This is a genomic window from Cupriavidus necator N-1, from assembly GCF_000219215.1.
Classification (GTDB): domain Bacteria; phylum Pseudomonadota; class Gammaproteobacteria; order Burkholderiales; family Burkholderiaceae; genus Cupriavidus; species Cupriavidus necator.
The window spans coordinates 1,130,717-1,156,712 of sequence record NC_015727.1; the positions used below are offsets into that span (position 1 = coordinate 1,130,717).

General features: G+C 64.3%; 23 protein-coding genes and 3 pseudogenes. 9 read left to right on the forward strand and 17 right to left on the reverse strand.

All coding sequences use genetic code 11. The features are described from left to right. Positions 1-94: 94 nt before the first annotated feature. Positions 95-1,009 carry a hypothetical protein gene (locus tag CNE_RS35130; RefSeq protein WP_013959525.1) on the forward strand — a complete coding sequence of 305 codons (915 nt, stop codon included), beginning with the start codon at positions 95-97 and terminating at the stop codon, positions 1,007-1,009. A gap of 160 nt (positions 1,010-1,169) precedes the next feature. Beyond that, positions 1,170-2,005, forward strand: a pseudogene (locus CNE_RS35135) (DUF3300 domain-containing protein). A gap of 202 nt (positions 2,006-2,207) precedes the next feature. On the opposite strand, the pseudogene CNE_RS43245 reads toward CNE_RS35135, so the two are convergent. Next, positions 2,208-2,479, reverse strand: a pseudogene (locus CNE_RS43245) (hypothetical protein); the annotation flags it as partial. Positions 2,480-2,482: 3 nt separating this feature from the next. On the opposite strand from CNE_RS43245, the gene CNE_RS41380 reads away from it, so the two are divergent. Then, complete coding sequence (locus tag CNE_RS41380) at positions 2,483-2,620, forward strand: anion permease (protein ID WP_158310049.1); 138 nt, start codon at positions 2,483-2,485, stop codon at positions 2,618-2,620. 171 nt (positions 2,621-2,791) lie between these two features. Here the strand turns inward: CNE_RS41380 and CNE_RS35140 are convergent, their stop codons facing one another. The 10 genes and pseudogenes from CNE_RS35140 to CNE_RS42545 all read right to left on the reverse strand — a co-directional run. Continuing rightward, complete coding sequence (locus CNE_RS35140; RefSeq protein WP_041229318.1) at positions 2,792-3,349, reverse strand: GNAT family N-acetyltransferase; 558 nt, start codon at positions 3,347-3,349, stop codon at positions 2,792-2,794. Between the two features lie 125 nt (positions 3,350-3,474). Further along, positions 3,475-4,257 carry an enoyl-ACP reductase FabI gene (gene fabI / locus CNE_RS35145; protein WP_013959529.1) on the reverse strand — a complete coding sequence of 261 codons (783 nt, stop codon included), beginning with the start codon at positions 4,255-4,257 and terminating at the stop codon, positions 3,475-3,477. Positions 4,258-4,333: 76 nt separating this feature from the next. Then, positions 4,334-5,524: an acetate/propionate family kinase gene (locus tag CNE_RS35150; protein WP_013959530.1), complete on the reverse strand. Its 1,191-nt coding sequence runs from the start codon at positions 5,522-5,524 to the stop codon at positions 4,334-4,336. 4 nt (positions 5,525-5,528) lie between these two features. Next, positions 5,529-6,491 carry a phosphate acetyltransferase gene (locus CNE_RS35155; protein ID WP_193351107.1) on the reverse strand — a complete coding sequence of 321 codons (963 nt, stop codon included), beginning with the start codon at positions 6,489-6,491 and terminating at the stop codon, positions 5,529-5,531. Positions 6,492-6,530: 39 nt separating this feature from the next. After that, positions 6,531-8,852, reverse strand: coding sequence for a DUF3141 domain-containing protein (locus CNE_RS35160; RefSeq protein ID WP_013959532.1), 2,322 nt, complete (start codon positions 8,850-8,852; stop codon positions 6,531-6,533). A 156-nt stretch (positions 8,853-9,008) separates the two neighbouring features. Further along, positions 9,009-9,596, reverse strand: a complete 588-nt coding sequence (locus CNE_RS35165) for a DUF1344 domain-containing protein (protein WP_013959533.1) — start codon at positions 9,594-9,596, stop codon at positions 9,009-9,011. 61 nt (positions 9,597-9,657) lie between these two features. Continuing rightward, positions 9,658-9,912: a hypothetical protein gene (locus CNE_RS35170; RefSeq protein WP_013959534.1), complete on the reverse strand. Its 255-nt coding sequence runs from the start codon at positions 9,910-9,912 to the stop codon at positions 9,658-9,660. 82 nt (positions 9,913-9,994) lie between these two features. Then, positions 9,995-10,912: a DUF2950 domain-containing protein gene (locus CNE_RS35175; RefSeq protein WP_013959535.1), complete on the reverse strand. Its 918-nt coding sequence runs from the start codon at positions 10,910-10,912 to the stop codon at positions 9,995-9,997. A 17-nt stretch (positions 10,913-10,929) separates the two neighbouring features. After that, the gene (locus CNE_RS35180) at positions 10,930-12,306 is read right to left on the reverse strand and encodes a DUF3300 domain-containing protein (protein WP_013959536.1); all 1,377 of its coding nucleotides are present in this window, start codon (positions 12,304-12,306) and stop codon (positions 10,930-10,932) included. 454 nt (positions 12,307-12,760) lie between these two features. Then, a pseudogene (locus CNE_RS42545) lies at positions 12,761-12,976 on the reverse strand (reverse transcriptase); the annotation flags it as partial. 379 nt (positions 12,977-13,355) lie between these two features. On the opposite strand from CNE_RS42545, the gene CNE_RS35185 reads away from it, so the two are divergent. Next, on the forward strand, positions 13,356-13,784 hold the full coding sequence (locus CNE_RS35185; RefSeq protein WP_035815618.1) for a hypothetical protein: 429 nt from the start codon (positions 13,356-13,358) through the stop codon (positions 13,782-13,784). A 933-nt stretch (positions 13,785-14,717) separates the two neighbouring features. Here the strand turns inward: CNE_RS35185 and CNE_RS35190 are convergent. Beyond that, on the reverse strand, positions 14,718-15,263 hold the full coding sequence (locus CNE_RS35190; protein ID WP_013959539.1) for a hypothetical protein: 546 nt from the start codon (positions 15,261-15,263) through the stop codon (positions 14,718-14,720). Positions 15,264-15,464: 201 nt separating this feature from the next. Between CNE_RS35190 and CNE_RS35195 the strand changes: the two genes are divergently transcribed. The 5 genes from CNE_RS35195 to CNE_RS35215 all read left to right on the forward strand — a co-directional run bounded on the left by CNE_RS35195 (position 15,465) and on the right by CNE_RS35215 (position 20,260). Beyond that, entirely contained in the window at positions 15,465-16,406 is a 942-nt protein-coding gene (locus CNE_RS35195) for a Bug family tripartite tricarboxylate transporter substrate binding protein (RefSeq protein ID WP_238553162.1), read from the forward strand. A 23-nt stretch (positions 16,407-16,429) separates the two neighbouring features. Beyond that, complete coding sequence (locus tag CNE_RS35200; protein WP_049800734.1) at positions 16,430-17,605, forward strand: CaiB/BaiF CoA transferase family protein; 1,176 nt, start codon at positions 16,430-16,432, stop codon at positions 17,603-17,605. Positions 17,606-17,636: 31 nt separating this feature from the next. Continuing rightward, positions 17,637-18,422, forward strand: coding sequence for a crotonase/enoyl-CoA hydratase family protein (locus tag CNE_RS35205; RefSeq protein WP_013959542.1), 786 nt, complete (start codon positions 17,637-17,639; stop codon positions 18,420-18,422). Positions 18,423-18,447: 25 nt separating this feature from the next. Continuing rightward, a complete protein-coding gene (locus CNE_RS35210; protein ID WP_013959543.1) occupies positions 18,448-19,203 on the forward strand; it encodes an SDR family NAD(P)-dependent oxidoreductase in 756 nt (251 codons plus the stop codon). A 172-nt stretch (positions 19,204-19,375) separates the two neighbouring features. After that, positions 19,376-20,260 (forward strand): LysR family transcriptional regulator, encoded by an 885-nt coding sequence (locus tag CNE_RS35215; RefSeq protein ID WP_238553163.1) that lies wholly within the window; start codon positions 19,376-19,378, stop codon positions 20,258-20,260. Positions 20,261-20,287: 27 nt separating this feature from the next. Here the strand turns inward: CNE_RS35215 and CNE_RS35220 are convergent, their stop codons facing one another. Genes CNE_RS35220 through CNE_RS35240 form a run of 5 tightly spaced genes read right to left on the reverse strand, consistent with a single transcriptional unit; the run spans position 20,288 to position 25,739 of the window. Beyond that, positions 20,288-21,058 (reverse strand): enoyl-CoA hydratase/isomerase family protein, encoded by a 771-nt coding sequence (locus CNE_RS35220; RefSeq protein ID WP_013959545.1) that lies wholly within the window; start codon positions 21,056-21,058, stop codon positions 20,288-20,290. Between the two features lie 11 nt (positions 21,059-21,069). Beyond that, positions 21,070-22,248, reverse strand: coding sequence for a thiolase family protein (locus tag CNE_RS35225; protein ID WP_013959546.1), 1,179 nt, complete (start codon positions 22,246-22,248; stop codon positions 21,070-21,072). A gap of 52 nt (positions 22,249-22,300) precedes the next feature. Next, positions 22,301-23,317: an acyl-CoA dehydrogenase gene (locus CNE_RS35230; protein WP_013959547.1), complete on the reverse strand. Its 1,017-nt coding sequence runs from the start codon at positions 23,315-23,317 to the stop codon at positions 22,301-22,303. Between the two features lie 19 nt (positions 23,318-23,336). Beyond that, positions 23,337-24,500: an acyl-CoA dehydrogenase family protein gene (locus CNE_RS35235; RefSeq protein ID WP_013959548.1), complete on the reverse strand. Its 1,164-nt coding sequence runs from the start codon at positions 24,498-24,500 to the stop codon at positions 23,337-23,339. Positions 24,501-24,527: 27 nt separating this feature from the next. Further along, positions 24,528-25,739: a CaiB/BaiF CoA transferase family protein gene (locus CNE_RS35240; RefSeq protein ID WP_013959549.1), complete on the reverse strand. Its 1,212-nt coding sequence runs from the start codon at positions 25,737-25,739 to the stop codon at positions 24,528-24,530. Positions 25,740-25,996: the final 257 nt, after the last annotated feature.

The following is a 25,996-nucleotide window of genomic DNA, read 5'->3' on the forward strand; positions in this document are numbered from 1 at the left end:
AAACTAGCGCACGAAAAGGTTATCGTCGCAACTCTGCGTTGTCATTCTCTCGCCGGCACATGCATTGCGCAATGGATGATTGGGGAACATAGCCATGGAAACAGCTCAAACCGCAGGTCGGCTCAGCGCAGGCGAAGGCAGGTGTCAACGCTTTGCGACCGGCGCGGCCAGGTATCTAATCACCTTTTTCCTCGCGGCGGCAGCTGGATCGGCGCAGGCTGCACCACCCGATCTGCCTGGTCCGACCGATAGCGATAGCTGGCAATTTGCCATTGCGCCATACCTTTGGCTGCCCAACGTCAGTGGAGACTTTCGCTTTTCCGGATCGTCATCGACCGGCGGCGGCAATCTCGACATCGGCACGGGGCCGGACAGCTATCTCCAGAACCTACAGTTCCTGCTGATGCTGCAGGCTGAGGCCAGAAAGGGCAACTGGTCGATCTTCGGGGATGCGATCTACCTCGACTTCAATCGCCAGGACACCACACTCAAATCGGTGACGGCGGGCAATGGCGCCCGCATCATCGTGCCCCGCGACGTAGCGACCGATGTGGGCAGCAGCATGACTGGGGGGATGCTCCAGCTTGCCGCAGGCTACAGGGCGTTACGCGCGCCATGGGGCAATATTGAGCCGTTCGGAGGCCTGCGCTATCTGAACCTGAGTGCGAGCGCGCATTGGACGCTATCCGCAACGTTCACGCAGCAGGGCGCGACGCTGGCGCAGCAAGGCAGTGTCTCGCAAACGGAAAACCTCGTGGACGCGATCTTCGGTGTGCGCGGTCGCTTCAACCTGAGCAGCAATGGCAGGTGGTACGTGCCGTATTACGTCGACGCCGGGATCGGGTCTTCCAGCTACACGCTGCAAGCGTCCGCCGGGGCGGCGTATGCGGCAAAGTGGGGCGATATCCAGTTATCCTACCGCTACCTGACCTATGAAGTGAAGGGAGGCGAGCTGATACAACGGCTCACCTTTAAGGGTCCCATGCTCGGAGCGGTGTTTCGGTTTTGATCCGTTCTTGCCCCCATCGTCACGCCCAGGCTGCGAATGACATAGGCCGCCCGCTTCGCCTCGGCGACATCGGCGACATCGGCAACATCGACATCCTGATCAAAAATGCCGGGGTAACCGGATCGCGCTCTATCCCGATCCGCTGCTGTCACAGGTCCAGATGGCCCCCACCTACCCGCTGGAAGTCGCCCTCGCCGCGCGCTGGAGCAAGGCCCATCCGAACCTCAAGGGTGACGACGCAGTCAAGGTGGTACAGAACGAGTCCTGGGACGTCAGCGTAAAGTCGCTGGTGGCGTTTCCGCAGATCCTTGCGCCAACGGGCGACAAGCTGGACTGGACCCAGAAACTGGGGGATGCATTCCTGGCCCAGCAGAAGGAGGTGTTCAATGCCGTGCAACGCCTGCGTGTGCGCGCCCAGCAAGCCGGTCACCTCAAGTCGGGGCCGCAGCAGACCGTGACCGTGGAAACAGCAACCTCCGGCGAAGCCGCGCAGCAGACCATCGTGCGCATCGAGCCGGCGGATCCCCAGGTGATCTATGTGCCGGTGTACAACCCGGCGATCGTCTACGGCGGCTGGGGCTATGCGGGCTACCCGTACTACTACTGGCCACCCTACGCGCCCTACTACCCCGGCGATGCCTTCGTCGGAGGCATCGCATGGGGCATCGGCCTGGGCGGGGCCATTGCCTACGCCAGCAAGTTCGAGGGAGGCCGCTGGCAGCACGACGCGCGGCACCGCCAGGGTGTTGCCTATCGCGACAATGCAACACGGGAGAGATACGGCAGGAGCATGGCCGATGCGGCGGGCCGCAACAACTTTCGCGGGCGCGATGCTACGGGGGCCGGGACAATGGCTTCCAGGGCGTGGGCAGTGGCGGCAGCGCCGTGCAGCGTGACGTCAATCGCGGAAGCGCGAGCCTGCGTTCAGGCTCCGGCCGCGCTGGCGGCTTCGGCGGTGGCTTTGGCGGCGGACGAGGTGGCGGTGGAAGACGTTAGGGAACCATGCCCGTTTGGAGTGGTGTCGGTCGCGTTCCTCTGGTCGGCGGGTGGGCGGCCCGGCCCTGTTTGCATTCAGGGGACACGCTTCTATGCCGGTGATTACGAGATCGCGCAGGACGCGGACATCATCGTGATCACGGCTGCCGTCGGTGTGAAGCCGGGGCAGACTCTGCAATGGTGCCATCCACTGCGGGATCGCCAGTGCAATCGCGTGAATTCCAAGCGATCGTCCACGACTGGGCCCCGCCCTGATCACGACGGTCGTGCTGATCACCCTGCTGCTGCCTGTGCCAGAGGGCAACCAGATTAGCGGACTGTCGAAGGCGGTCAGCGCATCGGCGACCGCCCCCTTGGACGAGGTCGAGGTCACCTGCGACAACGAGCCACCTTTCTGACAACAATCGTTGCGAACGAGAGGACCACGATGGCCATCATCGCCATAACCCCGATCGGCATGACCTTCAGGATGACGTGGTGGCCATCCTGATCTCCCGCGGCGTGAAGAAGACGATGGGAACCTGGTGGCGCGTCGGTTTTGTGATGTGCGTGGTGGACCTGCTGATCTTCGCCGTGATCGGGAGTGTTTGGTGGAAGGTACTTGGCTTCTGCTGAACATGCAGCCGAACGACGCCCGATGAACCGCTCGTGATCATGCCAATTCGACGCTCTGGCCCGACTGATTGGCGCCCGCTATGTCACCGACCCGGATAAGCCGCCGGACGCGTGGCACAGATTTTTGCTGGATCAGATCAAATGGAGGACATTGCAGCAAGACGCCTGCACCTAGCGTTTACGCTCACTGTCTTGCAGCGCAAGGGTCACCACGCGTAGCGTGGCGTCGTCTGGACATGCTAAGTCGGAAAATCCAAAACGTTTGGCCAGTCGCCGCATGCCGGTATTCGACGATAAGACATATCCTTCCATGCATCGAAAGCCGCGGCTCCGAGCGATGTCGATCAGAGTGCCCAGCAGTCGGCGGGCCAAGCCAAGCCTATGCCAGTCATCGTCTACCGTTACCGCAAACTCGCAGGTATCGCTGCCCGGTGCGGCGGCGTAGCGCGCACCAGCCACAATAGACGACACCTTGTTTTCCGTGGCAATTGCCACCAGTGCGAACTCGCGCTCAACCGAGGGATGCGTCGCTTGTTCGAGCATCGCCTCCGGCAGCTGCTGCATGGCAGCCATGAATCTCGCGTAACGCGCATCTGCCGAAAGCTTGTTGAACGCCGCCAACAGGCCGGCCTTGTCATCTCCGGTAATCTCCCGCACTAGCACTTCTCGTTCATTGCACAGGGATACTTTGAACGGCACAAAGTTTGTCGCTTCAGACTTGTCTTGCATGGCAACGTTGTTGTAAGGAAAGAAAGTGAGTTCGTTGAATCGATGGCGGCCGCCTAAGGCAGGCGTCACAGGCATCGAGCGCCGCCTTTTTGCCTCCCGCCAAGTCAACGGGGTACTTGCTGGCGTCATGCCATGATATTGACGCCGCCATCCACATACAGCGTTTCGCCCGATAGCCGCCTGGCGTAGGTAGTAGCCAGGAAGGCGCAGGTGTACCCGACATCCATGATGTCGACCAACTCGCCAAGTGGAGCGCGTTCCACGGCGTCAGCGAGCATCAGATCGAAGCCCTTTAGTCCGGATGCAGCGCGCGTCTGCAGTGGCCCTGGCGAGATCGCATGCACGCGGATGCCGCGCGGGCCCAACTCGTACGCGAGGTAGCGTGACACGGCTTCCAGGGCGGCCTTCACCGGACCCATGACGTTGTAGTTCGGCACCACCTTGTTGGCGCCGTGGTAGCTCATGGTGAACATGGTGCCACCATCGCTCATCAGGGGCGCCGCCAGCCGCGCCATGCGTACGAAGGAGTGGCAGGACACATCCATGGCCTTGGCAAAGCCTTCGGCCGAACAATTGAGCAGGCCTCCCTGCAAAGCGTCTTTCGGCGCCCAGGCGATCGAATGCACCAGAATGTCGAGTCTTCCCCACTGCTCGCTGATTCGCCCAAACAACTCGTCCATTTCCGCTGGGTTCGTGACATCCAGGGGCAGAAAGATGGAAGCGTCAAGCTCCTGCGCCACCGGCTCGACAAACTGGCGCGCCTTTTCGCTGGCATAGGTAATCGCGACCTCTGCTCCCAGTTCACGGAAGGCTTTGGCGCACCCATAAGCAATGGAGTGTTCGTTCGCGATCCCGCAGATGAGTGCGCGGGCGTTGTTGAGGATCGGTTGTTGCGGCGCTGCAGTCATGGCACTCTCTCCCGGATTCATTTTTGCCAGTGAGCCGTCAAGACCAAGCCGCTGCCTTGATGGGCTATAACGGCGGTCATCGTGTAGGCATTGCAAGGGCGTCCCTGGTATGTCTGGCAATCATCAGTTCCTCGTTGGTCGGGATGACCCAAACAGGGATACGGCTCGAGGCCAAGCTGATACGCGGTCCGTCGCTGGCATTGGCGGCGGGATCCACGCTCACGCCAAGCCATGCCGCCAGCTCGCATACACGCTCGCGGATCGGCGCGGCATGCTCGCCGACGCCTGCAGTGAAGACCAGCGCATCCAGCCCCTGCGCGGCGGCAGCCAGCGAGCCAAGCTCGCGGGCGACGCGGTAGGTGTACAACTCGATAGCAAAGCGGGCTTGCGGATCGTCGCTCGCAAGCAGCGCGCGCATATCGCTCGATACGCCAGAGACGCCGAGCAGGCCCGACTTGCGGTAGATCAGGTCCTCGATGGCCCGAGCATCCATGCCGAGTTCGCTCATCAAGTACAGAATCACGCCCGGATCGAGGCTGCCGCAGCGCGTTCCCATCGGCAGGCCATCCACCGCGGTAAAGCCCATGGTGCTGGCGACGCTGCGCCCCGCCACCAGCGCGCACATGCTGCTGCCGTTACCGAGGTGGGCCACGACCGTGCGTCCTGCTGCTGCGCCGGCATCGACGCTCGGAAGGACCCCCGCGATGTACTCGTACGACAGCCCGTGGAACCCGTAGCGCCTGACGCCTCGCGCCGTAATCGCCGCGGGCAATGCGAATGCCTGTGCCACTTCGAGCTGCGCCCGGTGGAAGGCGGTATCGAAGCAGGCGACCTGCGGCAACTCAGGGCGCCGTTCGGCAAGGATGCGGATCGGTTTGATGTTGTGGGGCTGGTGCAGAGGCGCGAGCGGGCAAAGCGTGTCCAGTTCTGCCAGCAGTGCCTCCGTCACCCTTGCCGGCTGGGTGAAGCGTACTCCCCCGTGCACAACCCGGTGCCCCACTGCGCTCAGCGTATGCCCTTCCCCATGGCCGCGCAGGAAGTCCGCCAGGAAGGCGATGGCCCCCTCGTGGCCGAGATCGGTGCCGGCGTCCCACCGCTTGGTCTCGATCTCGGCCCCCGACGCATCAGTCGCGCGGAATGCCGGCGCCGTGTAGAGCCCGTCGATGCTGCCGCGCAAGACAAGTCTTAGTGCATCGTCATGGGTGTCGTACGCACAGTACTTGATGCTCGACGAACCCGCATTCAGGACCAGAATCAGTGCGGCCATGGCATCACCCCGCAACCTGGCCGGACTCGCGGCGTGCCCTGGCCACCAGCACGGCCACCGCGCACGACGCCAGCCGGGTCGTGACGGAGTCGGCGCGGCTGGTCAGGATGATCGGCACCCGCGCGCCCAGCACGATGCCCGCGGCGTCGGCGCCGGCCAGGAAGGTCAGGCTCTTGGCGAGCATATTACCGGCCTCCAGGTCCGGCACCAGCAAGACATTGGCACGCCCCGCCACGGGCGAATCGATCTTCTTGATCCGCGCCGCATCCAGGTTGATCGCATTGTCCAGGGCAAGCGGCCCGTCGACCACCGCGCCGGTGATCTGGTGGCGGTCGACCATCTTGCACAGCGCGGCGGCATCGATCGTCGATGGCACCTTCGGGTTGACCGTCTCCATCGCCGACAGGATCGCCACGCGCACCTCCTCGACCCGTAATGCGTGGGCCAGGTCGATCGCGTTCTGCAGGATGTCAGCCTTCTCGGCCAGCGTCGGGGCAATATTGACGGCGGCGTCGGTGATGATCAGGGCGTCCTCGTGCCCTGGCACGTCCATCACGAAGCAGTGACTGACGCGCCGGGCGGTGCGCAAGCCGCTGTCGCCCTTGACCACGGCTCCCATCAGCTCGTCGGTATGCAAGCTGCCCTTCATCAGGGCCTCGGCCTTGCCTTCGCGCACTAGCTGCACGGCGGCCGCCGCTGCCGCATGGCTATGATCGGCATCGACAATCGGGTATTCGCGGATGTCGAGACCGGCTGCGCGCGCAGCGTCCTCGATGCGGGACCGTGGCCCGACCAGGATTGGCGCGATCAGGCCCAGCCGTGCGGCCTCCACCGCGCCTTCGAGCGAAGACTGATCGCACGGATGCACCACCGCGGTAGGCGTGGGCGGCATCGTCTTGCAGTAATCGATCAGACGTTGGTATTTCTCATGCTTGGCGTTCACGGCTCGCTCCTGCATCAGGGTCATTGGTATCGGTCGCCGGCGATGCAGGCGACCCACGGCGCGCTAGGACGCGCGCTTGAGTGGGACGGCCGTGCCGCCCACGCGTCCCGGCTTGGCGCTAAGTAGCGTGCGGATCTGCTCAAGCATTGCCGCCTGCTCGGGCGTGGGCGTGGCGCCAAGCAGGCGCTCATCGGTACGCAGCTTCTCCGCCAACGCCTGCAGCCGCTGCCGGTCGGCCTGATGCCTGAGCAGTACCGGCAGGGTCTGAAGCGCCTGCTCGGGCGCGTACCGCGCGATCAGTTCCTGCTGACCGCGGATCTTGCGCCAGGCGTCGGGCGCCAGTTCCGGCAGCAGATCCGCATAGTCCGTCACCAGTTCCTTGCGCAACTCTAGCCTGGACAGCGGCAGTGGTTCGCCCTTTCGGCTCAGCAGGCAGGCGAGCCGGGCGATGGCCTCGGCGTATCCGCCACGCCCAACTGCGGCCAGCGCCGTCTTGACTTCCGGCAGGTCCTGCGGGGCGGTAGCGGCCGATGTGCCCGCGCGGGCGGGAGGCTCGCTCCCTGACAGGAACGGGAACAGGTTGGCGTACACGTTGAAGAATGTGTACTCAGTCATGGCATCGCGCACGGCCCGGTAGGCGTCCAATCCCGCGCTGAGCATTTCCGCCCCCGCTTGTTCCTGCTGCCGCAGCGGATGGTCCGGGTCCAGCGCCTGCCGGCTGGACCTGACCGCGTCGGCCGCGGGCTTCAACCATGCCATCCACGGGTTCAGGTCCGAAAATAGCCAGTTCTGCATGCGCAGCGGATGGAATTCGCGCAGCACCCGCGCTGTCATCTCATTGGACACCGCTTGGACGTAAGGCTGCGCAAAAAGCTCGTAGGCGCGCTGCGTGAAGTCCGACAGGTTGGCGACCGTCTCGAACGGCTTCTCGTCGACGCGATCAAAGCGGTTAAGCCTGCTGGCGATCTCCTCGAGCGAGTGCTCCTCAAACTCGACCTCATAGTCCACGCCAGCGCTGCCCTTGCGCTCATGGATGACCATGCCGTAGAGCCCCGGCGGCAGCAATTCGATGCTCTTGAGCACCGAGACGATCTGCGCGTGCTCCTTCTTCGCGACCGTGCCGGAGACGAAAATGCCGAGATGGCCGACGCTGCGGTGCAACATGCCGACGATCACCTGGCCGCGAGCCTTGATCTCCTCGGTACTGCCATAGATATCCACCACCCAATTGAATGCCTGCTGTGGCGGGGTAATATTGTCGCCCATCGAGGCAAACAGCACGATAGGCGAGCGGATCTCGCGTAGATCGAACGCCTTGCCGCCGGCGTTCTTGACGTCACCGTCCCAGAGCTTGTTGCCGACGAACAGGTTGCGCGTGATCCATTCGATCTCCTCGCGGTTCATCAGGTAGTAGCCGCCCCACCAGCGCTCGAATTCCAGAAAGCGCGGCGGTTCGGTATCGGCCTTCTTGTACAGGTTGTAATACTTGTCCCAGAGACTGTTGGCCGGATTCAGGTTCTCGAAATTCTGCACCAGCCAAGCGCCATCGAACTTGCCGTTGCCGAGGTCCGCCGTGTACGAGGCCAACCAGGTCCCACCCAGCAGTCCGCCGGAATAGCGCATCGGGTTGTCGCCTTCGCCCTCGCTCCAGGCACCACTCCAGTACGACATCGGTGCGCCGTTGATCACGATCGGCCCGGCGTCGTCCGGGTCCGAGGCCCCAAGCATCATCGCGGCCCACCCCCCCTGGCAATTGCCGACGATCGCTGGTTTGGCGCTGTGCGGATGCAGCGCGCGCACTTTTCTGATGAACTGTTGCTCGGCCTCGCACACGTCCAGCAGGGTCTGCCCCGGCTCGGGGTCGCGGAAGAAGATGACGAAATACACCGGATGGCCGGCACGCATCGCCACGCCCACCTGCGAGTCGTCCTTGAAGCCGCCGATGCCGGGGCCATGGCCGGCGCGGGGATCGATGATGACATAGGGGCGGCGGCTATCGTCGATCGTCACGCCATCGGGCGGTGTAATTTTCAACAGGGCATAGTTGACGGGCCGTTGGAACTGGCGCCCGTCCAAAACGGTTTCGTAGCCAAAATGCAGGACCGGCTTGAGCCCCTGCATGGCATTTTCGACAAAGTTGTTGCCCCGTTGCCTAAGCGTGTCCCAGAACAGAATGGCACGCTGCATGCCGTCGATGGCATAGGCATAGCCGCTCATCGGATCCATGCCGGCCATCGGCGTGGGCGGGCCGGCGCTCGGATCCCCAACGGCCTGCTGGACGCGTCCACGATAGGCCTCCTGCGCAATCTTCAGGCGCCTTTGCAGCACCATGCCGGTCTTCAGGCCAACTTCACGCGCGTGAACCAGTTGCTTTGCTGCATCCATGTCGATCTCCGCTGGAAATTCTGTGACAGAAGAGCTAAGGGGGGCCGGGGGCGGTTCGCCGTGGCGAAATACCGAATTGGCTGCGCCCCCGACTGCGGACGCCAGGATGGGAGCCCGCATGGTCGACGGGCTTGGCTCGTCCTGGCTCCGGTGCTGCTACTTGCCCGCGGCCGGCTGCACCGACACCGCAACGGCCTCGGTATAGACTGCTTCGACCCGATCGCCCTTCTTGATGCCCTTAAGACGGTCTGGATCCCCCACCACGAGGTCCACCGTGCGCCCTTTCGGCCCCTTCAGGGTCACGGTCTTGGCGCTGGTATTGACCGCAACAACGTCCGCCGTGACGGTCACTTCCCGGCCGACTGTGCCACCTGGCTTTGCTCCCGGCGCAGCACGGTCCGAGGTCTCGCGCTCGTGCATTGCGAGCGGCCCCTTATCCTTCTTGAGGCTCATGGTCAGGGCTTCTTTGTACTCTATCGTGACGGTATCGCCGACCTTGAGCTGTTCGAAATTCCTCGCCTCCGGTCCCACGACTAGGTCCGTGGTCTTGCCGTCGGCGGATTTGAGCGAAACCGTTCGCGTCGGCGCATCGATCTTGACGATCTTGGCGGTGAGCTTTGCCGTGCCGGTCGCTGTCGCCTGTCCGGGTGACTGCGTGATATCCACGCGGGTTTCGGTTTGCCCCCACGCAGAAGCGCTAGCCGCTACCAACACCGCAGCGGCCAGCAATGACATGCGTTTCATGGTGTATCCCCTGATCAGACTTGCGTTGCACTCATTCAGAGTGTCCTATGCGCCCCTCGCTTCAGCTGAAGCGCTCTCTCATTACGAGGGCCGTGATCTTGTGACTTTTCCAAAACATATCGTGAATACGCCCCCGTAGCTTGTCCAGGGTGTCATTGTCGAGGGTATCGAAGGTCAGCCGCACGGCAGGCCTGGTGCCGTCGCCTTCCATGTGTTCGATGCTGGTGTATTCCGGGAATCCGTACTTCACCAGGAAGGCGCCGATTTCCTCATCAGTGGTTTTGGCGTCGAGGTTTCCAAGTAAGAGAATAGACATGACTCACCTTCGGTTTAGGCCAAATATTGGAAAATGCCGTCGACATCATCGCTCGACGGCAGGCAGGCAAGCAGCGTGCGTGTCACGGCGTCACCTCGGTCCAGCCCGGCCCCGGGTCGAATGACCGGATCGCCACGGCCTTGGCTGCGCTATCCGGTCCAAGATCACGCTCAAAGACTCGCCCATCGTGGCTGACCATGAAGCTCTTGATGCCGGTGTCGCCGTAGCGAACCGGCCACGCGATCACCGCAAATCCACCGAAGAGCTTGCCATTCACGAGATAGTCATACTTGCCACCCGGAGCATGGCTTCCCTGCGAGGTAAGCAGCTTGTAGCGATAACCGTAGTAGCCTCCCTGGCCCCTGCTACGCATGCCGGCCTCAAGGAACGCTGGTCCCAGCGGGCTTTGCGCCTCGCCGGGCTTGGTTGGCCAGTACAGGCCGTCGTGCTTGCCGGGCGAGCTGACGAGCTTCGCCGCGTACACCGACATACCCTGCGTCTTCTGGGCCATCTGCGCGTACTCATTCTGCGCATCGCAAACGGCCAGCAAGGTCTGCATTACCGCCAGCTCGTTGCTGCCGATGCGGCGCAACTGCATTTCGGCAACGCCGGCGCGGGTATCGAAATGCCATCCCTTGGCCGTTTTCACCAGTGGAATCGGCAAGGTCCAGCCGTCATTGCCGGCCGCAATCCGAGCGCGGTTGCCCCCTTCGGGGCGAATGGCATGCGATTGGCTCCAGGCCTCAAGGAAGCGGTGGCGAATCTCTGCGCCAACCGGAGGGATCAGTTCGTGATAATTGGCACCAAGCAGGGACTTCATCGCATCGTCGTCGCTGGTGGCAACCGCCTCGCCAAATGCGTTCATAGCAGCCTCGGGCGAGCTGAAGTTTTTCTGCGCATGAGCTGGGGCGATCCCCAAGGTCAATAGCGCCAGCACCATGGCGATGGCGCTGCCCCAGGCGCAAGACCGGGACCGAGGAAGTCGTTGTATCGAGTCCATGATCGCATCCCCCAAGATTAGCGCCTACCGCCGCCACGCCCACCACCACCGCCTCCGCCACGGCCGCCGCCTCCGCCTGCGAATCCGCCGCCGCCGTGACCACCGCCGCCTCCTCTGGCCGCACCGCTTTGGCGGTGTCCAGAAGACTGCATGCTGGATCGGCCCCGGTCAAAGTCACGTTGGGCCGCGGCGCCACCCCCGCCTACGCCCTGGAACGCGTTCTCCCGACCGCCGCCCGCGCCGCCGCCACGCCCGCTCCCGGCACGATTCGACACGCCGCCGCGGTCTCCGGCACCACTGCGGTCGCCGCGCCCTCCGCGATCGGCCACAGACGCCCGGTCCGCCCCCCCACGCGCTCCGCGATCGGCCGCAGACCTCCGATCCGCCCCCCCACGCCCTCCGCGATCGGCCGCAGACGCCCGGTCCGAGCTGCCCCGACCGCCATCGCGACCACGGTAATCATTGCGCCTGTCGGAACCGGCCGAACTCCTGCCACCAAACTTCTCACGCGAAGCGTTATCCCGGTACGCCACGCCTTTCCGATGCGAGGCATCGTGCTGCCATCGTCCACCCCCCTGCACCTTGGTGCGGTCAAAGTTCCGGTCGATATTGGCAGCCTTGTTGACGTTGATGTTCACGTCGCCGCCACCCCAGTTGCAGTTGCCGAAGATGGCCCCGGCAGCGGCCAGGCCGACGCCCCATGCAAAGCCAGTGGCCAGCGCTGCGCCCGGATAGTAGGCAGGATATGGTGGCCAGTAGTAAGGTGGATAGGCGGGAGAGCTCCAGGCGCCGTAGACAACGGTCGGATTGTAGGCCGGCACGTAAATGACCTCCGGGTTCGCGGGCTCAATCCGCACAACAGTCTGGCTGGGCTGCCCCTGGACCGGAGCCGGAGGCGACTCCACGATCACGTTCTGTTGCTCGTTCGACTTGAGGTTCCCCGATTGCTGCGCTCGCGACCGCAGCCGCTGCACCGCCGCCAGCACATCCTTCTCCTGGGCGAGGAAGGCATCGCCCAGCTTTTGCGTCCAGTCGAGCTTGTCGTTCATCGGCTCAAGCGCCTGGGGAAACGCCACTAGCGACTTCACGCTGACATCCCAGGGCTGGCTCTCGACCGCCTTCAGGGCGGCATCGCCTTTCACTTTCGGATTGGCCTTGACCCAGCGTGCAGCCTGCACGATCTCGAGCGGATACGTGGAGGCCATCAGGACCTGGGACAGCACCGAATCGGGGTAGAGGGCGATGGGCGCGACCAGTGCCTCGAGTTCTTCAGGCTTGAAGGGAGCCGGCTGGTCCGACGCAGCTTGCGCATACGCGTTAAAGGCGATCAGCGTCAGACTGGCGAACAGCCATGCTCCGACATGACGGAACATATATATAAGCCAACGGTTCATCCCCCATCCTCCCAGCGGCCATTTGCCGGTTACCCCCGCGGACCTGCAGACCCCCTTGGCACAATCGTTCATGAACACGGCAATTTCCGGCTAACGAACCGGTGAATGCTGGCGCCTGGATGAAGTAAGCCTGATAAGTTGGTGGCTGATGTTGCCCAGGCGGATCCCGGCACAGGGCTCGACAAGTTCCTGTTTCCTACGAAGCCTGGACTACAGTTCCAAAGGGAAGCCGGCCGCAAACATTGTGTACCGTACGCACTTTGCGCCCAATCTAGCCGCAACCGTCACGCAAGCTGACATGAAATTTTTCAGAAGGAGAAATAAGAAAAATATGCGTGATCCATCGTCGACTGGGGTTGCCCCGTTTCATCGGACACCCATTACGCGGTAGGAATGCCCATTACTGAGCACCCCCCGCACAGATCCCGGCGTGCCCAATTCGGGCACCGGGCTCCTACCTCGGGTGTTTGACGGCGAAACGCTGATCGGGCCATGGATGGAGGATTCGAGGTTGCGGGAGCCAAGCATCTGCGAGCCGGTTCATTCGCTCCCATGTCATTGCGTCCTTTTGGCTGCGTCGCCGGAGCGTGCGCCGCCATATGTCAGTGACGTGATAGCGGAATGCGCCAAGCACTCGCGAGTTTGTGGGTACAGCGTGATATGCGAAGTAGTCCGCATGGCCGGACCGCGCTTCCGCCCGCCTCGCCCCGGTGGCCGCGGCGATGACCTGGGCACCTGGCTTGGGGGTCACGGCAGTAGCCGGCCGGTACAAGCCGTAGGTCAGTACGCCGTTCTCCGCCACTTCGAACCGAGAGGCGGGCGACATGAGTCGGCGCATAAGGTAGCCCAAAGCGAACTAGCGGACGCGGTGACCATGGGTCGCGCAGAGCTGCGAAGCGCGCTGCGGTACTATGAAGCGTTGCCCTTGGGTAAAGGCTAAGGGCCAAATGTTCGCAGCTGGATTGCGTCACATTGAGTCGTTTAACCGCGGTCGCCGAATATCTCCGAGCCCGTACAACTCGCACGCGACAACCTATGGGAGTAGAGCCATGGTCGCAGTCAAACACGAGGATCTTTCTATGGCCTTCGACTTCGTTAGCTACGCGGCGCCGATGGAGCACAACGCGTATGTCTCGCTCGATACGGGCAGAGTCTATTGGACCTCTGATTCCAATGACGCGTTCGACGAGGATATTCCTGACGACCTTGAAACTTCCGACCGATACCTTGCGATACCACATAAGAACGATCTCGATCTTGGAAGAACTCTCGCCTTACGCTTTGTCGCACAAGAGCTGCCTGCGTGTTACGACCAGGTCGAAGGATTTTTCCAACGGCAAGGGGCTTACTCGCGCTTCAAGGATTTGCTGCGGCGCGAGGGCGTTCTCGAGGTCTGGTATACGTTTGAAGCCGACTCTGTCGAAAGAGCGCTGAGACAATGGTGCGCCGAGAACGGTCTTGAGATTCTTGAAGCGTGACGGGCCGGTTAGTCAGGCCAAAAAACGTTTTGCCGCACAGGTTCTCCTTCGGGAATTCAGGCGCCGCCGTGCCAAAGCAATCACCTACCTAGCGCATAATCCGATCGGAACACTCCGGTCGCAAATCGTCGACTATCGGCCAGTTGCGACCATTCGGCAGACGACCTACCAATGGCCGCCTGTGACGAAAAGCGTCTTTCATGACATCTTGAGGTGGCCTGGAGCGTTGATCGTGAATTTCACAGACAGTTGCCGCCGGATTCAGCCACTCACGTTTCCAGCGAGGCGAAAGGACATCGAGGGGATTCAGAGCGAGGCACTCGAAGCAGAATGAAAGGCCGCGTCGGTCGGACACCCACGCTGCTGGTGTTTGGATCGCCACTAGTCTGTCGACGTTAACGTGAGTCAGCGCTGCAAGACGGGCAAGCACCAGTTCATCAACCTGCGGAAACAGCAGCCATCCACAGCGGGGCAAGTAGGGGAATGCCCCAGGCTGCTACGATCCATTGACCGGCTTCTGGCGGTCGACGTCTATTGCCAGGGCTTCAAGATCGATGGCTCGAAGGTGGAGATTGCAGCCATACATCCGGCCTCATATGCGGGAGTTGGCCGCCGGCCGCCATGCCGAAGTCTTCCCTAGCGCCCATTGCGTCAGCGACGGCAAATGGGTCACTTTCTAGAAGGACGGGGAAGAAGTCTGGGCGTGCAATGCCGTGTATGCCGCTGCGCATTTCGACTCTTCTAACGAGTCGAACGCTTGCGCGTCGACGGCCGACTGAGGTGCCGGCGGCGCTCGCACCCTGCCCTTCTCTGACAATCAAACATACCACCCCAGCAACCAGCAAATTTCGGTGTACGGGCGTTATGTGCAAAAAGTACGCGTCTAAGCCTCAGCCCTCTAGGCCTGCGCCCTTCGTACGAAGCTCACCGTAATCAGGTCTCCGCCGCAGGCTCCTGACGCTTACGAATCCACTCGGCAAACGCCTCGTCTTCGATTCGGTAGTCGCCCATGGCAAGACGGGTCACGACGTTATCGGCCAGCAAACGGCGCAGTGCATGGGCCGTGGTGTTCCTGGTGGCGGGCTTGCCAAGCATGGTACCGAGCTTTTCCAGTGTGGCGCTGGAGTGCAAGTCAGACTCACCGCGTGCCAGCAGATATAGAATCGCTCGGTCGGCAGGCTTAAGCTTGCGCCAGTGAGCGAGCGAGTGTTCGTCTGAGAACACTGAAGCCTTTGTGTAGGCAAGCGCTGCGACGTCCCCCTGCGGTTGATAAAGCATGTACCTTTCGATAAACCGCTTGAAGAACTCCGGGGTACGATGCAGTTCGTCGAACGCGCGCATACCCTGCTCCAGCGTTAGCTTCTGGCGCGCCATGGTGTTCAGGAGCTTAACTGTGAAGGCAACGAACTCGTCGCCAAACAAGGGAAACGGCTCGAGTGGGGCCCAGTTGAAGAACGGCTCCGAAGCTCTCGCAAACATGGCGCGAAGGGTCGTTGGGGTTACCCCGCCCGAATGGGGCCGTCGCCGATACAGCGGACATATCGGCTGACATATCGAAAGTATTTTTCCAGAGGCATTGCAGTCAGTAACATCCGAGTCGATCCGGATGCCAAACCTTTTGGGCTACCGGCACGAAAACAAGGAGACAACATGGCAACTGACGCAGTGAGGCGACGCCTCATGCTGGCCGCGCTCGGGCTATTCGCCCTGCCGGCCGGTGCGCAGCCCGACTACCCGGCAAGGCCAGTCAAGCTCGTGGTGTCGTTGCCGCCCGGCAGCGGCGCGGATTCCACGGCGCGCTTCATTGCCCAGAAGCTCGCTGCAAAGCTGGGCCAGCCGTTCGTGGTGGAGAACCGCCCCGGCGGGAACGGCTTCATCGGCGCCCGCGCCGTCGCCGACGCCGCGCCTGATGGCTACACGCTCTTCGTCGGCAGCAACTCGACGATGGTAACCAACGCCGTGCTGTTCACTAATCCCCCCTACGATCCCGTCAACGGCTTTGCGCCCGTGGAGCGCCTCGCGCGCTTTGCCATGGTCGTCGTCGTGCCGGCGAATTCGCCGTACAAGGCGCTTGGGGGGCTCATCGGCGCCCTGCGCACCGCGCCGGGCAAACTCAACTACGCGGCGGGTAGTCCCACCTACCAGATCTATACCGAACTGCTGAACGAGCGCTTCCATGTGCGCGCGAATCCCATCGCTTACAAGGGCACGGCGCCGGCCATGACCGACGTCGCCGCTGGCCACGTCGACTACGCGATCGGCGAGATCAGCGCGGTGTTACCGCTGATTCGCGCGGGCCGTGTCCGCCCGCTCGCCGTGACCGCCCCGCAGCGGCTCAAGGATCTTCCGCAGGTTCCTACCGTTGCCGAAAGCGGTGCGCCGGGCTTCGATGTGGCGGCATGGACCGGCGTCTTTGCGCCGTCCAAGGTGCCCGGGCAGATCGTTAACGTGCTGTCCGCCGCCGTACGTGAAGCCATGCAGCAGCCCGACAGCGTGAAGTTCATCACGGGCCTAGGCGGGGAGGTTTATCTCGGCGGGCCCCAACACTTCCGCCAGTTCCAGCTGGCCGAAATTGAGCGAACCCGCGACATCGTCAAGCGTGCCGCCATCCAGATTGAATAACCCATCGGACCAATTGAGATTCTATGCACACGGAACAACAAGCGCCGCAACGTGGCCCGCTGGCAGGTGTCAGGGTTATCGAAATGGCCGGCATCGGTCCCGGCCCGCTGGCCGGCATGATGCTGGCCGACATGGGTGCCGAGGTGCTGCGCATCGAGCGTCCAGGCGAAACCGATCTTGGCGTCAAGCGTGAGCGCCGCTACGACCTGATGCTGCGCGGGCGCAAGGCGATTGCGCTCGACCTGAAGGAACCACTTGCTGTGCAGGCCGTGCTGGACCTCGTGGCATCGGCCGACATGCTGATCGAGGGATTCCGGCCCGGCGTCATGGAGCGGCTCGGCCTCGGACCCGAGGCTTGCCACGCGCGCAACCCGCGGCTCGTCTATGGCCGGGTCACGGGCTGGGGCCAGACGGGCCCGCTTGCGTCCAGCCCGGGGCACGATATCAACTACATCGCGCTCACCGGCGCCTTGAACGCCATCGGCCGACGCGGGCAGCCGCCTTCGATTCCGCCGGCCTACCTCGGCGATTTCGCGGGTGGCGGCATGTTCCTCGTCGCTGGCGTGCTCGCTGCACTGTTCGAGGCGAGCAAATCGGGTATGGGCCAGGTCGTCGATGCGGCGATTGTCGATGGCACGGCGGCGTTGAGCAGCGTCTTCTTCGGGCTGTCGGCCGCCGGCATGTGGAACGCAGAGCGCGGCACCAACGTGCTCGACTCCGGCGCGCACTACTACAACGTCTACGCGTGCAAGGGCGGCGGCTGGATCTCGGTAGGGCCGATCGAGGCGCGCTTCTATCGGGATCTGCTGGCCCGCATTGGCATCGATCCCGACAGCCTCGGCGAGCAACTGGACCCGCGCAATTGGCCGGATGCAACCGACCGGCTGGCCGCGATCTTCCTCACGCGCACGCGCGACGAATGGACCGCACTGCTCGAAGGCACCGACGCCTGCGTGGCCCCGGTACTCGATTTCACCGAGGCGCCGCACCACCCTCACCTGCAGGCCCGGCAGACGTTCGTCGACATCGACGGCGTCACGCAGCCCGCGCCGGCGCCACGGTTCAGCCGCACGCCATCCGCCCGCCCGACACAGCCGCGCGCCACCGACGTACGCGACTACGCGCAAACGCTGGCGGGCTGGCTGCCTCCGGAGCGCATCGCAGGCATCCGCGCGCTGACCGAGCAAGCTGCGCGCTGACCGGACACCATCTCATCATTTTTCACTATCCATGAGCAATTTCCTCGATATCCGCCGTGACGGTCCCGTGGCCATCGTCACGATGAACCGTCCCGAGACGCGCAACGCAGTTTCCGACGACGACGCCGTAGACGCTCTGGTCGCCATGTGCGATGCCTTCAACCGCGATCACAGCGTGCGTGTGGTGGTCCTGACCGGCGCCGGCGCGGCGTTCTCCTCGGGCGGCAACCTCAAGACGCTGCGCGCAAAGTTCGGCAACGAGAGCGGCGAGCCCGTGATGGCGCGCTACGCCTACCGCGAAGGCATCCAGCGCCTGCCGCTGGCGCTAGCCAATCTCGAAATCCCAGTCATAGCCGCCATCAACGGTCCGGCGCTCGGTGCCGGCAACGACCTGGCCTGCACCTGCGATATCCGTATCGCATCGGAGCAGGCTAGCTTCGCGGCCACGTTCGTGAAACTGGGACTGATTCCGGGCGATGGAGGCGCATGGCTGTTGCCCCGCGTCGTGGGTGCGTCGCGTGCGGCGGAACTTTGCTTCACCGGCGACACGATCGACGCGAAGCAGGCGCTGGAGTACGGGCTGGTTTCCCGCGTGGTGACGCACGACGCGTTGCTGCCCACGGCCCTGGAACTGGCGCACCGAATCGCGGCCAATCCGGGCCACGCGCTGCGCATGTGCAAGCGGTTGCTCAAGGAGGCGCAGCACGCGCGTCTCGACACGATCCTCGAAATGTCAGCCGGCTTCCAGGCACTAGCCCATCACACCGCCGAGCACAACGCGGCGCTCGACGGCGTGCTGGCACGGATCCGCGGATAAGGGGAGAGAGGGACAAAGGGACAACATGGACATTCTCGATAATGTATTCCTGATCTCCGGCGGCGCATCCGGCCTGGGCGAAGCAACCGCGCGCATGCTGGCTGCGGCCGGCGCAAAAGTGGCCATTGCCGACATTAACGAGGCCGGCGAAGCACTGGCCGCTGAACTGGACGGGCGCTTCGTGCGTTGCGACGTGTCCAGCGGAGCCGATGCCGATGCGGCTGTACGCGCGGCCACCGCCATCGGCCGGCTTGCCGGACTCGTCAACTGCGCCGGCGTGGCACCGGCCTGCAAGACCGTGGGCAAGGATGGCCCGCATCCGCTCGACCTGTTCGAGCGGACCGTGCGGATCAACCTGATCGGCACGTTCAACATGACGCGCGTGGCGGCGGCCAGCATGGTCCAGAACGAACCCGACGCCAATGGCGAACGCGGCCTGATCATCAACACCGCATCGGTGGCCGCGTTCGAGGGGCAAGTTGGCCAAGCGGCATATGCGGCGTCCAAGGGTGGTGTCGCCGCCATGACGCTGGCCGTGGCGCGTGACCTGGCGCGCGACGGCGTGCGGTGCGTGACCATCGCACCGGGCCTGTTCGAGACGCCCATGCTGCTTGGCTTGCCCGAACTCGTGCGCGACGCGCTGGGCCGGATGGTGCCGTTCCCGTCGCGCCTGGGCAGGCCGGCCGAGTATGCCCGTCTGGTCGAAGCGATCATCGGCAACACGATGCTGAACGGCGAAGTGATCCGGCTCGACGGCGCGATCCGGATGCAGCCGAAGTAGGCCACATCGATCCTCTCCAGGGCAGGGCCAGGAGCCGGCAGTATGCCGGCTCCGTTGCGTTCCGGGGCGCGCCACGCCACTGATTGTCCCGATTGTCATGCGCGGTGCACCAATGTAGATTTCCACCACACTTCGCCGATTCTCAAAGGGAATGGACATGGATCTTCGTCAAATGAAACAGGCCCTGGTGCTAAGCGAGACGCTGAACTTCCACCGCGCCGCCGAACGGCTGCACATGGCGCAGCCCCCGCTCTCCACTGCCATCCGCAAGCTCGAGGAAGAGCTCGGCGTGACGCTGTTCGACCGGCAACCGTCGGGCCTCTCGCTGACCTCGGTGGGCGAACTCGTGCTGCCCCTGATGCGCAGCACGCTGCTCTTCGCCGACGAAATCCGCCGGGCCGCGCGCGAAGGCGAGCGTGGCGAGCAAGGCACGCTCAGGGTGGGCTTCGTAGGCTCGTCGGTGTATTCGGTCATGCCGCAGTTGATCCGCGCGTTCCGGCTGCGCTATCCGCACGTGGAGCTGACCATCGAGGAATCGACCACGGCCGACCTGCTGCGCGCCCTCGAGGACCATTCGCTCGATGTGGCGCTCGTGCGTTATCCGGTGCTGGCGCAGACGCGGGCGCAGATCACGTTCCTGCGCGCCGATCCGCTCGTGCTGGCTGTCAGCACCGACTCAGCCCTTGCCGACCGTACGACCGTGGACCTGTCTGAACTCGGCAACACGCCGTTCATCGTGTACTCGGAATCGCGCGTGCCGGCGATGCACGCGATGACGATGTCGGCGTTTCACCAGGCCGGCATCCGTCCACCCATCGTGCAGGAAGCGGTCCAGGTACAGACGCTGCTGGCGCTGGTGGAGAGCGGGCTGGGCGTGGCGCTGGTGCCGGCCACCGCGGCCGGCTACGCCGGAGGCGGCACGCGGTTGATTGCGCTGACCGGCATACCCGAAAAGCTCAGCTTCGGGCTTGCGCTGGCAACGATGCGCGATACCAGCGTCCCCACAGCGCGCAATTTTGTGGCGTTGGCGGAGGCCGTGGCGCAGTCGGCCGCATGATCGTCCCGAAACGCGCGCCGCTGCGCTCTAACGCCCCTGAAAAACCGGTTGGCGCTTCTCGGTGAAGGCCTGCAGGCCCTCGCGCATATCGTGGGAACGCTGGTGGTTGCGCAGTTCGAGCAGCTCGTGCCGCAGTGCGTCGCCCAGCGTCTTGTCGGCGGCCTCAGCCACCACCCGCTTCATGCGCGCCAACACCAGTGGGCTTTTCGCGGCCAGCGCTTGTGCCAATGCCTGGGCGCGCGTCTGAAGTACGGCGTCGGGCACCACCTCATTGACCAGCCCGAAACGCTCCATCTGCGCGGCGGTAAAGCTCTCGCCGGTGTACAGCAACCATCGCGCCGCGTTAGGCGGCAGCTTGCGCGACAACACCGCGGCCCCGCCGGCGCCTGGAAATACGCCGAAGTTGGCATGGGCGTCCCCGAGCTTCGCGCTTTCGGCAGCAAGCACGAGATCGCACGCCATCACGGTTTCGAGTCCGCCTGCTAGCGCCAGGCCGTTCACGGCGGCGATGACAGGTTTGGGAAACGCGCGCAGCGTATCGATGAAGCGTACAACGACGTCCAGGAAATCGGGCTCGCCCGTGGTGCCGGGCTCGGCCACTTCCTTGAGATCCGCGCCGGCGCAGAACGCCCTGCCATTGCCGGTCAGGACCACCACGCGGATAGCGGGGTCGTCGCGCCAGGCGTCAAGCTGCGCGGCCATCGCTCCAGCCGTCGCGCGGTTCAGGCTGTTCATGGCGGCTGGGCGGTCCATCGTCAGCCAGCCGACGGGACCATCGATGCGGGTTTGCAGGCACATCGCGGTCTCCGTCAGCAAAGTTCGAGTCCCATGGCCACGGCTTCGCCGCCGCCCAGGCAGAGGCTGGCAAGGCCCCGCTTCATGCCGCGCTGCTGCAGCGCATGGATGAGCGTCACCAGTAGCCGCGCCCCGGAGGCTCCCACCGGATGGCCCAGCGCGCAGGCGCCGCCATTGACGTTGAGCCGCTCGGGGCTGATGCCGAGCTGCGCCATCGCGATCATCGATACCACGGCGAATGCTTCGTTGATTTCGTACAGGTCCACGTCCTGCGTGGTCCAGCCGGCCATGTCGAGCACGCGGCGCGACGCATGCACTGGTGCTTCGGCAAACTGTTGCGGCGGGTTGGCACGCGTGGCATGGGCAACGATGCGCGCCAGCGGCTTCAGGCGCTGCCGTACCGCATCGCTCTCGCGCATCAGCACCAGCGCCGCCGCGCCGTCGGAGATCGAAGAAGCATTGCCCGGCGTGACCGTGCCGCCGTCGCGGAACACGGCCCTGAGCTTCGGCAGCTTGTCGGCGTCGCATTGGCGCGGCGTTTCGTCCTCTGCGAATTCGGCACCGCGTTTCAGCGGCACAGGGGCGATCTCATCACGGAAGCGGCCTTCCGCCACCGACGCCTGGGCGCGCAGCAGGCTTTCGCGCGCGTACGCGTCCTGTGCCTCGCGGCCAATGTTGTGCGCCTCGGCGGCCAGGTCGGCGTAGTAGCCCATCAGGTGCCCTTCATAGGCGTCTTCCAGGCCGTCGCGGTACATGTGGTCGAGCAACTGGCCATGGCCGAGCCGGTAGCCCTGGCGGCCGCGCGGCACGATATGGGGCGCATTGGTCATCGACTCCATACCCCCTGCCACCGCCACGTTGCAGGTGCCGGCCAGTAGCAGATCATGCGCAAGCATGACCGCTTTCATGCCTGAGCCGCACATCTTGCTGATGGTGGTGGCGGGTGTGGAGGTAGGCAACCCGGCGCGCAGCACGGCCTGCCGCGCCGGTGCCTGGCCCACGCCGGCGAACAGGCACAGGCCCATGATCGCTTCATCGACCGAAGCAGGGGCGACGCCGGCCTGTCCCACGGCCGCGCCAATGGCGACCGCGCCCAGTTCGGGCGCGCTGCACGATGACAGCGCGCCGTTGAATGCGCCAATCGGGGTGCGCCTGGCACCCACGATGACAATGGATTCGTTGTTGTTCTGCATGAAAGTCTCTGTGCCTACAAGCTGGAGAATGGGGCTGGACCGACGCCGAAGGTCAGGCGGGGACGGCCAGCTGTGTGCGGGCGAAGTCAAGGATGGCGTGGCCCGATGCCGCGTCCTGCGCGAACACCGCCTCGCCAAGCAACGTGGCGCAGTACGTCTCGCTACCTGCCACGCTGCGCCACTCGTGCAGGCGGCGCGTGAACAGCCCGAGCGCCAATTCCTCGGTAATGCCGATGGCGCCGTGTACCGCATGCGCGATCGCCGCCACACGCTGGCCGGCCTCGCAGGCGCGCAGTTTGGCGGCGGCTGCGCGCAGCGGGTCAGGCACGTAGCCGTCCGCGGCACAGCCAATGCGCGCCGCGAACACGGCCGAGCTGGCCTGTTCGGCCATCACGCTCAGTTCCTGCTGCACGGCCTGGAATTGGCCGATGGACCGACCGAACTGCTGGCGGTCGTTAACATACGTGACGCTCATCGCCAGCACGCGCTGCATCGCACCGGCCATGCCTGCGGCGTGCGCCGCGTTGCAAAGCGCCAGGATGTCGGGCTCGCCATCGCTGAAGCGGAATATCGCGGGATCGGCCGACTGCCATTGCAGCGAAGCCGACGCATGCGGCCGATAAATGCCGGGCACATGCGTGGCGGCCACCACTGGCAGCAGCAACCATTCTCCGCGCCACACTGTCAGCACGAGTTCAGCCAACGCCGCGCCCGGCACATTGCGGCACGTGATCTGCGTCGCGCCCGAGCACGGTGCGATGGCGATGCACTCGCCCTCGCTCCTGCGGCCCGCTTTTGCGAGCATGGCACGCGCGATGGCGGTCTCGGCGAACGGATGGCTCAGGCCAGAACGGCCGGCGGCGAGGAACAGCGGGAACGCGTCGGCCAGCGACAAGCCCGCGCCATCGAGTTCGGCGGGAACCAGTGCGTCGGTGTAACCGAGGGCGTCAATGGCGGACCACTGACGCGCAGCGGCATCGTCTGCGCTGGACTCGCTGCGGCGCACGGCGTCGTCGGCGCACAGGTCGGCGAGCGCGCGCTCGAAGCCTTCCAGAAGGGAATCAGTCATGGCGTGTGTCTATATTGCGTCAACGAAGTCCGAGCGCGCGGGCAATGATGCCGCGCATGATCTGCCGCGTGCCGCCCCGCAGGGAGAAGCTTGGGGACAGCTGCGTGACGTAGGCCAGCGCGCGCTGCAGCGGCTCCGACGGTTCGAATTCGGGCATCCCTTCCATGGCCTCGGCGATCCAGGCCGGCACGGTCTGCTCGAACTCGGTGCCGAGATCCTTCACGTAAGCCGCGTCAGTCTCGGGGTTCCCGCCCTTGTCGAGCAGGTCGGCCACGGCGAGCGACATGGCGCGCAGCACGGCAAGCCGCCCGGCAATGCGTCCGGCGATCGCCTTGACGGCATCGGGCACCGGCAGCCCGCAGGCCCGCACCTCCGCCAGCCACGTTTCGGCCACGAGCTGGCTGGTCAGGATGCGCTCCGGCCCGCTGCGTTCGAAGGCTAGTTCGGCGGTCACCTGCTTCCAGCCCGATCCTTCCTCGCCGACCACCGCATCGGCGGGCAGGTCCACATCCTCGAATACCACTTCGCAGAAGTGCGCGTCGCCGGCCATGTCCTCGATCGGGCGATAGCTGATACCGGGCAGGCTCAGGTCGATCAGCACCTGCGACAGACCCTTGTGGCGGTCGCCATGCTGGCCTGACGTACGCACCAGTGCGCACATGTAGTGGGTGCGGTGTGCGTTGGTCGTCCAGATCTTGCGGCCGTTGAGCCGCCAGCCGGTCTCGGTGCGCACCGCGCGCGTTCGCACGCTCGACAGATCCGAGCCCGTGTCCGGCTCGCTCATGCCGATGCACATGAACATTTCGCCGCGCACCATGCGGGGCACGAAATACTCGCGCTGCGCCGGCGTCCCGAACTTCAGGATCAGCGGCGCGGTCTGGCGTTCCGCGAACCAGTGGGCCGACACGGGCGCACCGGCGGCGATCAGCTCCTCCACCAGCACGAAGCGCGCAAAGGCGCTGCGACCCGCGCCGCCATACTCCTTCGGCAGCGACAGGCCAAGCCAGCGCCGCTCGGCAAGCGCGCGGCTGAATTCCGCGTCATAGCCCATCCATGTGCGGGCACGCACGTGCGTGGGCGTATCGGCCAGCGCCTGTTGCAGGAAAGCGCGGATCGGGCCGCGCAGCGCCTCATCCTCGGGAGGGAGGGCGACGAGTGGCAATGACTCGAGGCTCGTGGTCAAGGGAATGCTCCTGATAGCGGGTTGTCGTTACTGGCGCGATGGCGCCAGCACGGTAGCGCCGGACGCAGCCAGCTTGCTGATGTCTTTGGTGCTGTAGCCGGCTTCGGCCAGCACCGCGGCGCTGTGCTCGCCGAGGCGCGGCGCCTGGAGCGTGATCTCGGGCGATGACTTCGACCACGTGCTGGGCACAGCCATCGAGCGGATGACACCTTCGGTCGGGTGTTCAACCACTTCGAAGAAGCCTACCGCATCGAGATGCGGGTCGGCCAGCAGCGAGTCGATCGTGTGCAGCTGCATCACTGGCATGTCGGCGGCTTCGAGTACTGCGATCCATTCCGCGGTCGTGCGGGTAGGCATCACCTCCGCCACCATGCGGTACAGCGCATCGATATGCTTGGTGCGCTCGCCGATCGTGGCGAAGCGCGGGTCGCTGTCCATCAGGTCCGGCTGTCCGACCAGCGCGAAGAACTGGCGCCATTGCTTGTCGTTGTAAAACAGCACGCACAGGTAGCCGTCCTTGGTGCTGAGCGGGCGCCGATTGTGGTCCAGGATGCGGGCATAGCCGCTCGGGCCGATCGGCGGCTCGAACGTCATGCCACCCATGTGGTCACCTAGTACGAACTGCGCCATGGTCTCGAACATCGGCACGTCTACGCGCTGGCCCTCGCCGGTGCGCTCGCGATACAGCAGGCCGGCGCTGACCGCGTTGGCGGCGGCCAGGCCGACGATGCGATCGGCCATCGCACTGGGCGCGTAGCGCGGCAGATCGGCGCCAGCGGCCTTGGCCAGCGACGGGATGGCGACTGCGCCCTGGATCAGGTCGTCGTAGGCCGATTTGGCCGCGTAGGGGCCGCCCTGTCCGTAGCCGTAGACGCCAACGTAGAGAATGCGCGGATTGATCTTCGCGATGTCTTCATAGCCGAGGTTCAGCCGTGCCATGGCCTGGGGGCGCACGTTGTAGATCAGCACGTCGGCATCGGCCGCGAGCCGCAATAGCGCCTCGCGCCCGGCTGGCTGCTTCAGGTCCAGCACGATGCTGCGCTTGCTGCGGTTCGCGTGCAGGAAGATCCCCGCCATACCGTCGTTTCGCCGGGGCCCGACGTCGCGCACGGTATCGCCCGCGGGCGGTTCTACCTTGATCACATCTGCGCCCAGGTCGCCAAGGATCTGCGTGGCGTAAGGTCCCATCAGAACCGTCGTCATGTCGACGATCCGGATGCCCTGCAGTGGGCCGCTCATGGCCGGCTCCGCCGGTGCGATGGCGTCACGTCCTTCATGATGTCTCCTCCGTTCGTATGCGGCCATCGTACAGAACAGCGGGAAGGCGAAAAAATACTTTTGATATGTCGCGCCATACACGGGCTGTATCGGGGTATCGGTCTGTCGGTGGTGCGAAGCGGTACTGCCTGCCACGCACCGTTTCATCTGCTGGATATGCGCCGTCCAACCCACCCTTATCGGGGTGTATCGCCTTCCCGCGTGCGGGGCAATCATGC